At 50.6% G+C, this 13,409-nt stretch carries 14 protein-coding genes and 1 tRNA gene; 9 read left to right on the top strand and 6 right to left on the bottom strand.

What is annotated here, in order from left to right; translation table 11 throughout:
* The first annotated feature begins 6 nt into the window (after positions 1-6).
* The 5 genes from DXA36_RS19410 (at position 7) to DXA36_RS19390 (ending at position 3,606) form a co-directional block, all read left to right on the top strand.
* Positions 7-825: a sensor histidine kinase gene (locus DXA36_RS19410; RefSeq protein WP_118681142.1), complete on the top strand. Its 819-nt coding sequence runs from the start codon at positions 7-9 to the stop codon at positions 823-825.
* 200 nt (positions 826-1,025) lie between these two features.
* Positions 1,026-1,505 carry an NfeD family protein gene (locus DXA36_RS19405; protein WP_118681141.1) on the top strand — a complete coding sequence of 160 codons (480 nt, stop codon included), beginning with the start codon at positions 1,026-1,028 and terminating at the stop codon, positions 1,503-1,505.
* Positions 1,506-1,521: 16 nt separating this feature from the next.
* Positions 1,522-2,499 carry a flotillin-like protein FloA gene (gene floA / locus DXA36_RS19400; protein WP_118681140.1) on the top strand — a complete coding sequence of 326 codons (978 nt, stop codon included), beginning with the start codon at positions 1,522-1,524 and terminating at the stop codon, positions 2,497-2,499.
* A 2-nt stretch (positions 2,500-2,501) separates the two neighbouring features.
* The gene (locus tag DXA36_RS19395) at positions 2,502-2,897 is read left to right on the top strand and encodes a hypothetical protein (RefSeq protein ID WP_118681139.1); all 396 of its coding nucleotides are present in this window, start codon (positions 2,502-2,504) and stop codon (positions 2,895-2,897) included.
* Complete coding sequence (locus tag DXA36_RS19390) at positions 2,866-3,606, top strand: LytR/AlgR family response regulator transcription factor (RefSeq protein ID WP_118681138.1); 741 nt, start codon at positions 2,866-2,868, stop codon at positions 3,604-3,606. The genes DXA36_RS19395 and DXA36_RS19390 overlap by 32 nt, the downstream gene beginning before the upstream one ends.
* A gap of 126 nt (positions 3,607-3,732) precedes the next feature.
* On the opposite strand, the gene DXA36_RS19385 is transcribed toward DXA36_RS19390, so the two are convergent.
* The 5 genes from DXA36_RS19385 to DXA36_RS19365 form a co-directional block, all read right to left on the bottom strand.
* Positions 3,733-4,551: an HAD-IIA family hydrolase gene (locus DXA36_RS19385; RefSeq protein ID WP_182479164.1), complete on the bottom strand. Its 819-nt coding sequence runs from the start codon at positions 4,549-4,551 to the stop codon at positions 3,733-3,735.
* 53 nt (positions 4,552-4,604) lie between these two features.
* Positions 4,605-4,964, bottom strand: coding sequence for a DUF1667 domain-containing protein (locus DXA36_RS19380; protein ID WP_118681137.1), 360 nt, complete (start codon positions 4,962-4,964; stop codon positions 4,605-4,607).
* Positions 4,951-6,267, bottom strand: a complete 1,317-nt coding sequence (locus DXA36_RS19375; RefSeq protein WP_118681136.1) for an NAD(P)/FAD-dependent oxidoreductase — start codon at positions 6,265-6,267, stop codon at positions 4,951-4,953. The genes DXA36_RS19380 and DXA36_RS19375 overlap by 14 nt, the downstream gene beginning before the upstream one ends.
* 129 nt (positions 6,268-6,396) lie before the next feature.
* Positions 6,397-7,830 (bottom strand): NAD(P)/FAD-dependent oxidoreductase, encoded by a 1,434-nt coding sequence (locus DXA36_RS19370; RefSeq protein ID WP_118681135.1) that lies wholly within the window; start codon positions 7,828-7,830, stop codon positions 6,397-6,399.
* A 217-nt stretch (positions 7,831-8,047) separates the two neighbouring features.
* Positions 8,048-8,614: a glycerol-3-phosphate responsive antiterminator gene (locus tag DXA36_RS19365; protein WP_118681134.1), complete on the bottom strand. Its 567-nt coding sequence runs from the start codon at positions 8,612-8,614 to the stop codon at positions 8,048-8,050.
* 281 nt (positions 8,615-8,895) lie between these two features.
* Here DXA36_RS19365 and DXA36_RS19360 point away from each other — a divergent pair, with 281 nt between their 5' ends.
* The 3 genes from DXA36_RS19360 to DXA36_RS19350 are packed head-to-tail and all read left to right on the top strand — an operon-like array spanning position 8,896 to position 12,153.
* Positions 8,896-10,560, top strand: coding sequence for a sensor domain-containing diguanylate cyclase (locus DXA36_RS19360; protein WP_118681133.1), 1,665 nt, complete (start codon positions 8,896-8,898; stop codon positions 10,558-10,560).
* 59 nt (positions 10,561-10,619) lie between these two features.
* The gene (locus DXA36_RS19355) at positions 10,620-11,519 is read left to right on the top strand and encodes a MerR family transcriptional regulator (protein ID WP_118681205.1); all 900 of its coding nucleotides are present in this window, start codon (positions 10,620-10,622) and stop codon (positions 11,517-11,519) included.
* Positions 11,500-12,153 carry a GyrI-like domain-containing protein gene (locus tag DXA36_RS19350; protein ID WP_118681132.1) on the top strand — a complete coding sequence of 218 codons (654 nt, stop codon included), beginning with the start codon at positions 11,500-11,502 and terminating at the stop codon, positions 12,151-12,153. The genes DXA36_RS19355 and DXA36_RS19350 overlap by 20 nt, the downstream gene beginning before the upstream one ends.
* A 210-nt stretch (positions 12,154-12,363) precedes the next feature.
* Here DXA36_RS19350 and DXA36_RS19345 read toward each other — a convergent pair.
* Positions 12,364-12,436: transfer RNA gene (locus tag DXA36_RS19345), tRNA-Lys, on the bottom strand.
* A 193-nt stretch (positions 12,437-12,629) separates the two neighbouring features.
* Here DXA36_RS19345 and DXA36_RS19340 point away from each other — a divergent pair.
* Positions 12,630-13,397, top strand: a complete 768-nt coding sequence (locus tag DXA36_RS19340; protein ID WP_118681131.1) for a TatD family hydrolase — start codon at positions 12,630-12,632, stop codon at positions 13,395-13,397.
* Positions 13,398-13,409 lie beyond the last annotated feature (12 nt).

Genomic DNA, 13,409 nt, shown 5'->3' with positions numbered 1-13,409 from the left:
TTAGTTATGAACATAAAAAAAACAGTGCGGGCGCTTCTTATCATTAACGGTCTCCAGTTTATGGCGGCTTTCCTGCTCTGGCTGGTGATAGGGACGCAGGTTCTCGGACGGGTGAATCCCGCCATCTATCTGACTATAGGCATCATGCTTCTGAGCAGCCTTCTCACCCTGATGGGGCTGTATACCGCCAGCCGGTATCAGAACGACAGCTACCGGGAAAGTATGAAAAACCTGGAAAACCTGAATCTGAAGCTGCGTGCCCAAAGGCATGATTATATGAACCATCTGCAGGTGATCTACGGATTGCTGGAGCTGGGGGAATATGAGGATGCCAGGGAATATATGGAGCCGGTTTTCAAGGACATCAGCAAAGTGTCCAAAGCGATGAAAACCTCCCAGCCGGCGGTGAACGCCCTGCTTCAGGCCAAGATGGAATCCGCGGAAAAAAAGGGGATTGCCATGTTGGTGGAAGTGGCGACCCCTCTGAAGGTAATTCCTGTAGAGCCATGGGAGCTGTGTAAGCTGCTTGCCAATCTTATTGATAATGGGATCACGGCGCTGGCGGATAAGGAGGGCGAGAAAAAGCTGACGGTGGAAATGCGTCAGGACAGCCGGTCTTATTTCTTTGCCGTCCGTAATAACGGGCCTGCGATACCGGAGGAGCACCAGACCCTCATATTTAAGCAGGGCTTTTCCACCAAAAAAGAAGAAGGACATGGAACCGGACTCGCCATTGTATCTCAGATTGTGAAAGATGCCAGGGGGGAACTGCGCCTTTTATCGGATGCAAAAGAGACCTGTTTTGAAGTCCGTCTGCCCCGGTAATAACAGGTTTTCCGCACGGCAGGTAAAGCTCCCGGTTTGCAATTCAAAGAGAGATACTGACATTACAGCCCCTATTCTGTATAAATGGCAGGATACCTCTTCCGGGAATTCCGGAAGGGATTATAATCAGACATAGATAGAACGGTACGGAGATCCCCGGAACAAACAGAGGGCCGGTGCCGGAAAGGAGGAAAAAAGGGATGGATACATTAATGATACTGGGAATTATCCTTTTCATTGTAGGCTTCATTCTGATAGCTGTTGAGATGGTGATTCCGGGATTCGGAGCGCCGGGAATCAGCGGAATCGCCTGCCTTGTGATAGGGGTTTTCCTGACAGCCGACACCGTGGCGGAGGGAGCCTTCATCACGGTCCTTGTATTGGCCCTGCTGGGCATTATGATGGCGGTTATTGTATGGATGCTTTCCAAAGGGAAAATCCATTCACCGATCATCCTGGAGGAGGAGCAGAAAAAGGATGAGGGCTATATCAGCTCTATGGATCTGCAGTATCTCCTTGGGAAAAAAGGGATTGCGGAAACGGATTTAAGGCCCACCGGAGTGGGAAATTTTGAAGGTGTCAATTTTGATGTAATATCTGAAGGCAGGTATATATCAAAAGGTGCGGATCTGGAGATAATAAAAGTAAACGGTTCCAAATTAATGGTAAAGGAACGATAATAAAGGGGGCTTTGTAATGGGAAACATACTTGTAATCAGTATCATTGGTATTATCGGACTGCTTATTGTCCTGTTTTTTATTTTTGTACCGATCGGGCTGTGGATTTCCTCCATGGCGGCGAATGTTAAAATCAGCATATTAAACCTGATAGGAATGAAGCTGCGCCGTGTGGTTCCCTCCCGTATTGTGATCCCCCTCATCAAGGCCAGGAAGGCCGGTATGAATCTGGGGGTAAACCAGTTGGAAGCCCATTATCTGGCGGGCGGTAATGTGGATAATGTAATCAATGCCCTGATCGCATCGGAAAGGGCCGGTATCGAGCTTCCTTTTGAAAAAGCGGCAGCGATTGATCTGGCAGGCCGGGATGTGCTGGAAGCGGTAAAAATGAGCGTTAATCCCAAAGTAATTGAAACCACCAATGTATCGGCTGTTGCCAAGGACGGTATTGAGCTGCTGGTAAAAGCCAGAGTGACCGTGAGGGCCGATCTGGAACGCCTTGTAGGCGGTGCCGGGGAAGCGACAATCCTGGCAAGAATCGGTGAAGGTATTGTAACCACCGTAGGTTCGGCGCAATCCCATAAGGAAGTGCTGGAAAACCCGGATGACATCTCCAAGCGCGTATTAAGCAAGGGCCTGGACTCCGGTACGGCTTTTGAAATCCTTTCCATTGATATTGCGGATATCGATGTGGGACGTAACATCGGCGCCCATCTGCAGTCCCTCCAGGCGGAGGCAGATAAGAACATTGCCCAGGCCAAAGCGGAGGAAAGACGTGCCATGGCTGTGGCAAAGGAACAGGAGATGCGCGCATATGTGGTGGAAGCGGAGGCCGAGGTCCCCAAAGCCCTGGCCTATGCCCTCCGGGAAGGGAAAATGGGAGTTATGGATTATTATGAGCTTCAGAACCTGAAAGCGGATACCGATATGCGTTCGTCAATTTCCGGTACGGGATTGACGGATGCGGACTTGACCGGTGACGGAAGGAATGATTAGAAATGAAAAGGAATAGTTTACAGGAAGGGATTGGAAGGCTGGCCGGTGCGATAATGTCCAATAAATATGCAGGCAGCAATGCGGTATGGCATCCCTATCTTCCCCCGGGAGTACTGCTCCCGGAGGGGGAAGTGTCGGAAAGCCTCTTCCTGACAGAAGAAACACAGGAGGCGCCGCCGCAGACAGGGCAGCAGGAAATACAGCTATCCGCCGGACCGGCGACGGCATGTAACGGGGGTGGAAAAAGCCGGGAAAGCAACCGGTTCCCCACCATTACCGTACAACGGAGGGCGGCACTCAGAAGAGCAGTGGTTCTGAGTGAAATTATCGGTGAACCGGTCTGCAGGAAAAGAAAAAGGAAGGCATATGGCGATCAGGGTAATCATAGTAGAGGATGAAAGCGGCATACGTAAGCTGCTGAAAAAAATCATAGAACGGAAGGGCGGCTTTGAGGTGGCGGGGGAATCCGACAATCTGGCGGACGCGGTGAGCCTTTTTGCCAGAATAAAGCCGGAGGTCGTTTTTCTGGATATCGAAATCAACGGGGCAAGCGGCATTGACTGTGCGAAAATCATTGCAGACATGGATCCCAAGACAAAAATCGTTTTTGCCACCGCCCATGCGGAATATATGCCGGAGGCCTTTGAGGTATATGCCTTTGATTATCTGATAAAGCCCTTTGCTATCGAAAGAGTGGAACGCACCCTTGCCCGCATCCTTTCCCTGAAGGAACAGGAGCTGCCGGAGCATGCGGATAAAATCGTGCGCTACGAAAAAGAGCTTGACCGGCTTCTTGTCAAAGGGAAGGAAAGCATGAGCTTTGTGGATATCCAGGATATCATCCTGGTCCAGCGGGAAAATAACAATACCGTTATCTATACCGGACAGGATTCCTTTACCACCTCGGCAGGTCTGGGGGACATTGAAGCCAAACTGGACCCGGAGCTTTTCCTGCGGAGCCATAAATCCTATATCATCAATTTATCTAAAATAAAAAAAATAGAACCATATGGACGCTGGACATATATTGTGGCCTTTAAGGATATTAACAGGGATGCGCTTATTACAGCGGAGAAATACGAAGAAATTAAAAAAAGATTTTCCTGAAACTGAAAATTGCATGCGGATTAATAACGTGGCCACAGGTGGAACAATTGTAAAAGGCCCTGCTGTCTTCAGCAGGGCCTTATATGCGGAATCATAGATTTTTGGATTTCCCTTCCGGGGAGGAGATTACCCAAGCTTCTGCCAGATTTCCTTCACATCCCGGAACAGGAAATCCGGTTTTATGTCACCCTCTTCTATATCCTTGAGGGTAGCTTCGCCGGAAAGTACGCAGATGGCATCCACGCCTGCATTTTTCCCGGTGGCGATGTCGGTATAAAGCCGATCCCCTACAATAACCGCCTCCTCAGCCGGATACCCGGTATTTTTAAGCACGCAGTCCACCATGATGGGCTGAGGCTTGCCGATAAAGAAAGGCTCTTTACCAGTGGCATTTTTCAGCATAATGCTCATGGAGCCGCAGTCAGGAATAAAGCCGAAGCTGACCGGGCAGACCAAATCCGGATTGGTGGCAAGGTAGACCACGTCCCGTCCCAGCATAATGCATGTATTGCGGATTTTTTCCGATGTATTTTCCGTATCAAAGCCGATGAGCACGATAGAAGCCGTTTCCTCCGGTTCCGTTACCACATGCAGCCCGCTTTCCCGAAGCTCCGTTACCAGGGAACGGGTACCCATGCAGTATACGGTCTGGCCGGGGTAATTCTCCCTGATATACATGGCAGTCGCCTGGCTGGAGGTGTAAAAATCTTCATAACCGGCCGGTATCCCCATTCCGGTAACCTTCTGCACATAATCGGCTGCCGATTTGGAGGAATTGTTGGTAATAAAAATATACCGTCCTCCATTATCGCGGATTTGCTGCAGAAAATCCAGGGTCCCTTCAAAGATTTCATTTTCGTTGTATATGGTGCCGTCCATATCCAGCAGCCACAGTTTTTTCTTTTTCAGTATTTCGGCATTCCGGCCATTCCAATCGGTAATCATCGCAGATCCTTTCCTTTATCAAAATTTAAAACGGTTACCCACAACCCACTATATCAAAGCACATCCTTCGTGGCAATGATATTTACGCCCGTACCTGCCGCATTCTTAAGCAGGATATCGCCGATATGGACGGGAGCAGGCACGGTGATATTCTTCAGTTCCTTTACACATGCCTCCATCTTACCCTTGGGAATGTCGGAGGCTGTTTTTACCGAAACAACAGGCAGGTGCCCGCCCTGAACGCGTACGGTGGAGGTGACGATGCGGGTGGGGTTGGTGCATTCTTTCCTGGCATAGGCTTCGCCACGGGGGCAGGTGTTTCCGGCAACCTTCACCACCTCACTGTCCTGCAGACTCACGGTGAGAGGGCAGCCCAAAGGACAATTAATACAGATGAGTTCACGCTGTTCCATTTGCTTCACCTCTTTCTACCTGAATGGTAATTGTTTTAAGATCCGGCTGGGAATGTCCCATTTGGGACAGGATATCCGCTTTTTTTAGGATAACCTGTTCCATCTCACCGGGGGCCAGCTTGTTTTTGTGCAGACGGGCAATCTGGCGTCCGTCCAGATATACACCGATAAAGCAGTTTTTATAAATGGCGCCCACACGGAACCGGACGGTGAGGGTATCTTCCATCTGGGAGGGATACAGGATTTGGGGAACAGTGTAGCGGACGCCGTTTACGGCAAGAAGCTGCACCGGCGGCCCACCGGCGGTGGCGCGCTCCCCCTGAATATAAAGGGCCGCATACTTACCGGCTTTTTCCGCCTCCTGAGAAACGTAATCCACCAAATCATGGACATGAAGGACATTCCCGCAGGCAAAAACCCCTGGTATGCTGGTTTCCAGACTCTCATTCACAGCAGGACCCGAGGTGACGGGGCACATATCCACACCAAGCTTTCCGGACAGTTCGTTTTCCGGGATCAACCCTACGGACAGAAGCAGGGTGTCACAGGGAATATATTCCTCCGTTCCGGGTATGGGTCTGCGGTTCTCATCCACGTTTGCCAGGGTCACACCCTGCACTCTCTCTTTTCCATGAATGGCGACTACGGTGGTACTGAGTTTCAGGGGAATGCCGAAATCATCCAGGCACTGCACAATGTTCCGCTGCAGCCCGCCGGAATAAGGCATGAGTTCTGCCACAACCCTGACCCTGGCACCTTCCAGCGTCATGCGCCGCGCCATGATAAGGCCGATGTCCCCGGATCCCAGGATGACGATTTCTTTTCCCGGCATAAAGCCGTCCATATTCACAAGACGCTGTGCGGTTCCTGCGGAATAGATACCCGCAGGCCGGTAACCGGGTATGTTCAGGGCTCCCCTGGGACGCTCCCGGCAGCCCATGGCCAGGATGACGGCTTTGGCGGAAAGTGTCATCAGCCCATCCGTCCGGTTCATTGCCGTTACGGTTTTTCGGGAAGGATCCCCTGCGGCAGGGCAGATATCCAGTACCATCGTATGTAGCTTATAGGGGATATTCATTTCTTTCACCCGGGAAATAAAACGGGCGGCATATTCCGGACCTGTCAGCTCTTCCCGGAAGGTATGGAGGCCGAAGCCGTTATGGATGCACTGGTTAAGAATACCGCCCAGTTCGTTATCCCGTTCCAGTATCAGTATTTTATCAATTCCGTTTTCGCGGGCGGAAACCGCGGCAGCAAGTCCTGCCGGTCCTCCCCCGATAATAATCAGATCATAATCAGCCATAATAAACCTTTCCGCATGATACATGCATTATAAAATATTTCCGCGGCCAACGAGCCAAACGAACGCGCTTGCGCGTTCGCCTGGCGACCGCCGTGAGGGTCAAAAACCTCGCCGTTCACGGCGGGGGTTTTAACTTCCGCCGGTCATTCCGGTGAGCAGACAGGACTTCCCGCCCGATTTGGTCAGATCCAGAGGGGAGATCTGCAGTTCCCTTGAGAGGATTTCCATCACCCGGGGGGCGCAGAAACCGGACTGGCAGCGGCCCATACCCGCGCGGGTGCGGCGTTTTACGCCATCCAGGGATTTGGCTCCCAGAGGCCGGCGTATGGCATTTATGATCTCACCCTCCGTAACGGTTTCACAGCGGCAGATGACATTGCCGTAAGCGGGATCGGCGGCGATGAGGGCTTCCATTTCCTCCGGTGTGCTTTCGGCAACACAGGGGATATCCTTACGCCGGGAAATAAAATCGGCTTTCTTTCCGGCCTTCAGCCGTGCGGCGATTTCTTCCGCCAGGAAAAGGCCGATGGCCGGAGCGCTGGAAAGGCCGGGGGAATCGATGCCTGCCGCATTGAAGAATCCTTCCGCGTCCTCCGCTTCCCCCAGGACGAAGTCACCCTTTTCTTCACAGGCACGAAGGCCGGCAAAAGAGGTGATGGCCATAGAAAGCGGTATTTTTTCTGCACTCAGCCGTGCTTTTTCCATGACCTGTGCCAGTCCTTCCCCGGTAGTGCTCACTTCTTCTTTATCCGTGATATCCTCCGCGGTGGGGCCGGCCAGAAGGTTCCCGTGTACGGTAGGGGTGATCAGGATGCCCTTGCCAAGCCGTGTGGGCTGTTGGAAAATGGTATGGGATACAAAGCTTCCGGCTTTTTTATCCATCAGGATATATTCGCCCTTACGGGGGGTGATATGCAGCTTATGGGCGCTGACTTTGTTGTTGAACTGATCCGCGTATACACCTGCCGCATTCACCACACAGCGGGCGGTAAAGGTGCCCCGGCTGGTACTGACCAGATATCCGCCGTCTGTCCGGGCAATGTCGGTAACCGCGGTTTGAAAACGGTAATCCACGCCGTTCACATATGAATTCTCCGCCAGAGCGATAGTCATTTTAAACGGACAGACTATGCCGCCGGTAGGTGCAAAAAGCACCGCCTTTACTTCCGGAGACAGATTAGGCTCCAGTTCTTTTATTTCTTTCCCGGTAACGATGCGCACATCCGGCACGCCGTTGGCCTCTGCTCTTTCCCGTAGCTCTTCCAGACCGGGAAGGTTTTCCTCATCAAAGCAAAGCACCAGGGATCCGTTCCTTTGAAAGGGAAAGTCCAGTTCTTCCGCAAGGGCATCCATTCTCTGGTTGCCCAATACATTCATGCGGGCCTTCAGGGTGCCCGGCTCGGCATCATAGCCGGCATGGATAATGGCACTGTTTGCCTTGGAGGTACCGCAGCACACATCCTCTTCCTTCTCCAAAACCGTCACCTTCAAATCATATCGGGACAGTTCCCTTGCCGTGGCACAGCCGGTAACACCTGCGCCGATAACAATTACATCCAGCATAAATTCCTCCTATCTGCCGCGCGGGCGGCACCTGCAAAATAAGGTCTAACGGTCCGGTCCTTTCACAGTTACAATAAAGTTACTGCTTATCAGAACCTGTAATATAAGAAAAAGACAGCCAAAAAACACATACCGTCCGGTACGCCCTTTTTGCTGTCTCCTTTTCTCCTGCAAATACGATATTCGATTTTGTTTATAAAATATATGCCGCAGGCTGTTACATAAACCAGACCCGGCGGTTTGTTGTTGAAATGGATACGGCCCCCGCATTCAGGGCTGCCATAATATCTTCCCGATCCGTAATCAGCCCGCCTGCAATGACCGGGATCCGGCTTTCCGTACAAATACGCCGTATCACCTTGGGCATCAGCCCGGGCAGAACCTCGATGATGTCAGGATGCACCGATTCCGACTGCCTGCGTATATTGTCGAAGGCCATGGAATCTATGACAAAAAAACGCATCACCGTAAACATGCCGCATTCCCTTGCCTGACGGATAAGGGCAGGCTTTGTGGATATAATACCGTCTGCGGCAGTGGTATTGTGGATAAAGGTAACGGCTATTTCCTTACCGGACAGTCCGGAAATCAAATCCAGATGCACGATCACCGTTTTCCCGGCATTCTTCAGACGCCTCACAATTCCTGCAATGCTGCAGATATCTCCATAGAGAACGAACACAATCCGTATTTCGGAATCAATACAGGCTGTCAGCCCTTCTTCATCTTTAACGGCAGCGACTACAGGACAGTCCTCAAACTGTTCCATAAGTAATTTATTCATAGGAACACCTCTGGAACTATATTTTAGCATAGTGAAGTGACGAACGCAAGACGTTCGTCGGAAATGGCCGAAGTATTAATCGATCGGCGCTACCGTTCACGGCTCTTTGTGCCTGCCGCCCTGTGGCTTTGCCTGCCCGCCCAAAGAGCCGTGAACGGTTACCAATCGACACCTTTATTGTCATTTTCAACCGGTATTTATTGACACCGGGATGCTTATGAAATAGGATAAAGAAAATTGGTTTTATTTTGCTCTCAGAATGGAAAGGGATAGGAAAGCGGATGCAGGAACAGTCAGGTAAGCGGGTACACGGGCTGATAAATGTTTTGTGGGTTTTGATGGGTGTGGTGACCATAGCCGTATTTTTTATTGTGGGCAGAAATTCCGGGCTGGAGGATTCCGCTGTGGATTTTGGATGCGTTGAGGATATCAATGAGGGCTGGTATTATGAGGAAGGCGGACAGGTAAAGTATGTGGAGGAGCTGCCTTATATCACGAAAATGGAAAAAGTGACATTTTATCATGTGCTTCCGGATTCCAGCGGGGAACCGGCGGTTCTTACGTTCCGTAACAAACAGCAGAAGGTGACGGTATGGGTGGGGGATGAGTGTGTCTATCAGTACGGAGACGGCGGGCCTCTGCGGGGCAGCCTTCTGCCTTCCATCCAGTGCTTTGTCCCGGTGGGGATTCAGGACGGGACGCAAACGGTACGTATCCAATTGGAAAAGAGTGTGGGAAGAAGAGTGATGTTTCCCGGGGTACAGATGGGAAGCCAGGGAGCGGTACTGATGGAATTTATCAGGGACAGCCGGGGAATTCTGCTTTTCGGTGTGCTCATGATCGTCTTTGCCCTGTTTTTGATAGCGGGAAGCCTTGTTCTCCGGGTTAAGAACAGGGGTTCCGAATACGCTCTGTTTTTTTCGGCGGGGATGTTTGTATTCCTGTCCTCTCTGTGGGTGCTTACGGACTCGCCGGTCATGCAGCTGGCAACAGGGAATTCGGAGGCTGTGTTTATCACATCCTTTTTATGCTTCATGATATTCCCCCTCCCTATGTTTTCCTTTGTGGAAAGCATATGTGAAAAGAAATACCGGGAATTGTTTGTCCTGAAGGTGTTGTTTATTCTTAATTTCTTTCTGCAGGTATTTTTATATGCGGTCCTGCGGATGGAGTTTTACAGGATGCTTCCGGTTACCCATATCCTGATTGCAGCGGCTATTATACTGATTATTTACTGCCTTGGGAAGGAATACAGGAGGAACCGGGCCTTTTATGCAAAGCAGATCCTCATCGCACTTTTTGTTTTTATGGGAACGACTTTTCTGTCCTTTGCCGACTTTTACGGGAAGCAAAAGGATTACAGCGTAATTATGCGGCTGGGAATGCTGGCGTATGCCCTGATCCTGATCGCCATTTCCTTCAGGAAGTTTATTCTGTCGGGAGAGGAAAGGGCAAAGCTTGCCGTTTATAAATCCCTGGCTTATGTGGATATTATGACTGGATGCCATAACAGGGCGGCTTTTGAACAGGTTATGCAAACCCTGAAAGCGGGGGCGGATGAGGCTGAACTGGCAGGAATGGCTATGATCGACCTGGATGGCCTGAAAAAGGTGAATGATACGTATGGACACAGCATGGGGGATGAAGTCATTATCGGTGCGGGAAGATGTATCAGAAAGGCGTTTGATGGCATAGGAGACTGCTTCCGCATCGGCGGAGATGAATTCCTGGTAATCCTGAAAGGGAAAAAACTACAGGAAAAGGAATATAGAAGGCTGCTGGAGGAAATGGTATCGGAATATAATAAGGAGCATGAGATACCGCTCCGGTTTTCCTGCGGCTTTGCTTTGCCCGAACCCGGGCAAAAAGATGCAGATGCCCTTTATAAAGAGGCGGACGGCAATATGTACCTGGAAAAACAAAAAGGATTGGAAAAAAGGTCTTGACTCCGCCCCGCGGGGGAGGGCTTATACTTTCCGTATCAGGAAAGGAGGAGGAATCGCCGTTGTATAAAATAGGTGAATTTTCCAAGATAACCAGCCTGACCGTAAAAGCGCTCCGCTATTATGAGGAGCAGGGGATTTTGTGCCCTTCGGAGCGGGATAAGAACGGCTACAGGCTTTATAACGATTCGGATTATGAAAGGGCAAGACTGATTGTCCTGCTGCGTGAGCTGGACTTTTCCATTATGGAAATCCGGGATGTCATTGCCAATTATGGGGGAGAAGAGGATTTGGCTTACTTCCTGAAGGAAAAACAGGCACAGATATTGCAGCGGATTTCCGGGGAAAAGGCGCTTCTGAAGAAGCTGGAGGAGGCTCTTCCGGGCAGGTTGGCCGGAGGATATGTGAAACAGGAGTATGCTGTCCGGGTGCAGGAGGAGGAGGAAGTGACGGTGGTTTCCATCCGGTTCCGGGGAGCCTATTCCGATGTGGGCAAATATATTGGCCGCCTGTATAAGGCGGCGGGGAATAAGGCATCCGGCTGTCCCTTCAGCCTGTATTATGATGAGGAATACAGAGAGGATGCGGATGTGGAGCTGTGTTTACCGGTGAAAGGCATGGTGCAGGTACCGGGAATCAGCTGCCGTAAGCTGCCGGGCTGCCGGACAATCCGCACGATCCATCAAGGCAGCTATGAGGAACTGGGATATGCATATAAAGCGCTTCTGGACGCCGCCTTTGAAAGGAAGCTGCGGCCGGAAGCGCCTTCAAGAGAGATTTATACAAAAGGGCCGGGACTTATTTTCCGGGGAAATCCCTCCCATTACCTTACGGAGCTGGCTATTCCGGTCAGGGACGGAGGGGTTTTGCCGCAGGGAGAGGAAGATGCGGATCTGGATAAGCGGATGCAGGAAAGGGAAGAGATAGCCGGAAAGGATGACTATGGCAGAATTGAAATTTGACTTTAAAAAAGAATATAAATCCATTTATTTACAGAAAACGGCGCCGGTTCTGGTGGATGTGCCGCCCATGACTTATCTTTGTGTGGACGGAAAAGGGGATCCCAATACCAGCCGGGAATATAAAGACGCGCTGGCTGTGCTGTACGGTCTTTCCTATACCATCAAAATGAGCAAGATGGACGGCTCCCAGCCCCAGGGCTATTTTGATTATGTGGTCCCTCCCCTGGAGGGGCTGTGGTGGATGGAGAAACGGGAGGGGTTCGACGGCATCCATATTACGGATAAATCCTGTTTCTGCTGGACTTCCATGATCGGCCTCCCTTCCTTTGTCAGCAGGCAGGTACTGGAACAGGCCAAAGAAAAGCTGCACAAAAAGAATCCGGATCTGGATCTTTCCCATGCCCGGATGGAAACCCTGACGGAAGGCCTGTGTGCCCAAATCATGCATCTTGGCCCGTATGACGGGGAACCCGGCACCATACGGCAGATGCAGGCGTTTCTGGAAGCCGAAGGATATATAACCGACATAAATGAAACCAGGAAACATCATGAGATCTATTTCAATGATCCCAGAAAGACGGCACCGGAAAAATTAAAGACGATCATACGCCATCCCGTCAAAATCCGTATATAGGGAAAGGTGCAATGAGAAACGCAGAAGCAGGCAGCTGTCTCTGCGTTTCTCATTGCACCTTATTTCCGCGGCAAGGAGCCAAACGAATGCGTTTGCGGCGGGGGGCTTGACTTTAACCGGTTTCGGAGGGAGCCGGCCGCTCACATAAAAACACAAAAAAAAGCACCAACCCCGAAGCTCTGGATGTCTTCAAAATCGGTACTTTCAAAGTGCGCCTTCAGGGGCTCGAACCCTGGACACCCTGATTAAGAGTCAGGTGCTCTACCAACTGAGCTAAAGGCGCATGTTTTCTTCTGCAACGCAGAATTCATTATATTATATAAATTTTTATTTTGCAATACTTTTTTAAAAAAAAATTAAGAATTTTTTACACAAGCTTTATGAATAAGCAAAAGTATGATATGATCCCTATTGTTTTCAGTGAAAACCCGTTTTTTTCAAAGAATTGGTGATAGAAAGGGTTAAGAGGTGTTATAATGTTTTTTGACAGTCATGCCCATTATGATGATAAAGCCTTTGATGCAGATCGGGAGCAGCTTCTGGGCAGTTTCCCGGAAAAGGGTATCGGTTACGTGGTGAATGCAGGGGCCAGCTTCGCTTCCAGTGAACGATCACTGGAGCTGGCGGATAAATACCCGTTTTTATATGCGGCGGTGGGGATCCACCCCGAGCATGCACAGACATTGGACGAAAAGGGACTGGAGTGGCTGCGGAGCCGGCTTTCCGATCCCAAAGTGGCAGCGGTGGGAGAAATCGGCCTGGATTATTATTGGGACGAGCCGGATCCGTTGATACAGATAGAAGCCTTCCGCCTCCAGCTGGATCTGGCTAAGGAGGCAGGAAAGCCTGTAATTATCCATTCCAGGGATGCCGCAAGGGATACGCTGGAGACAATGCGGACAGAATATGGAAAAGACAGGCCTGCGGTGATCCATTGTTTTTCCTATTCCAAAGAAACAGCCAGAGAGTTTCTGGATCTGGGATATCTGATCGGGATCGGCGGTGTGGTTACTTTTAAAAATGCCAGAAAGGTGAAAGAAGCGGTGGAATATATTCCTTTGGACAGGCTGCTTCTGGAGACCGACTGCCCGTATCTGGCGCCGGATCCTTTCCGCGGCCGGAGGAACAGTTCCCTGAACCTTCCGCTGGTGGCGGCCCGGATAGCCGCGCTGAAGGGACTGACCGAGGAAGAGGTGGAGGAAGCAACCTTCCGGAATGCGAAACGTTTTTACGGGATAGATTAGTTTTACGGGATA

This window comes from Eisenbergiella sp. OF01-20 (genome assembly GCF_003478085.1).
Classification (GTDB): Bacteria; Bacillota; Clostridia; order Lachnospirales; family Lachnospiraceae; genus Eisenbergiella.
This window is presented reverse-complemented; position numbering and strand designations above follow the sequence as displayed.

What these genes read in the sequence shown, in the direction of transcription:
- DXA36_RS19350 (WP_118681132.1), top strand. Translation starts at nt 11,500, where the DNA reads ATGGCAGAATTGAAATTTGACTTTAAAAAAGAATATAAATCCATTTAT.
- DXA36_RS19375 (WP_118681136.1), bottom strand. Translation starts at nt 6,267, where the DNA reads ATGGCTGATTATGATCTGATTATTATCGGGGGAGGACCGGCAGGACTT.
- floA (WP_118681140.1), top strand. Translation starts at nt 1,522, where the DNA reads ATGGGAAACATACTTGTAATCAGTATCATTGGTATTATCGGACTGCTT.
- DXA36_RS19360 (WP_118681133.1), top strand. Translation starts at nt 8,896, where the DNA reads ATGCAGGAACAGTCAGGTAAGCGGGTACACGGGCTGATAAATGTTTTG.
- DXA36_RS19405 (WP_118681141.1), top strand. Translation starts at nt 1,026, where the DNA reads ATGGATACATTAATGATACTGGGAATTATCCTTTTCATTGTAGGCTTC.
- DXA36_RS19385 (WP_182479164.1), bottom strand. Translation starts at nt 4,551, where the DNA reads ATGATTACCGATTGGAATGGCCGGAATGCCGAAATACTGAAAAAGAAA.
- DXA36_RS19410 (WP_118681142.1), top strand. Translation starts at nt 7, where the DNA reads ATGAACATAAAAAAAACAGTGCGGGCGCTTCTTATCATTAACGGTCTC.
- DXA36_RS19340 (WP_118681131.1), top strand. Translation starts at nt 12,630, where the DNA reads ATGTTTTTTGACAGTCATGCCCATTATGATGATAAAGCCTTTGATGCA.
- DXA36_RS19380 (WP_118681137.1), bottom strand. Translation starts at nt 4,964, where the DNA reads ATGGAACAGCGTGAACTCATCTGTATTAATTGTCCTTTGGGCTGCCCT.
- DXA36_RS19365 (WP_118681134.1), bottom strand. Translation starts at nt 8,614, where the DNA reads ATGAATAAATTACTTATGGAACAGTTTGAGGACTGTCCTGTAGTCGCT.
- DXA36_RS19390 (WP_118681138.1), top strand. Translation starts at nt 2,866, where the DNA reads ATGGCGATCAGGGTAATCATAGTAGAGGATGAAAGCGGCATACGTAAG.
- DXA36_RS19395 (WP_118681139.1), top strand. Translation starts at nt 2,502, where the DNA reads ATGAAAAGGAATAGTTTACAGGAAGGGATTGGAAGGCTGGCCGGTGCG.
- DXA36_RS19370 (WP_118681135.1), bottom strand. Translation starts at nt 7,830, where the DNA reads ATGCTGGATGTAATTGTTATCGGCGCAGGTGTTACCGGCTGTGCCACG.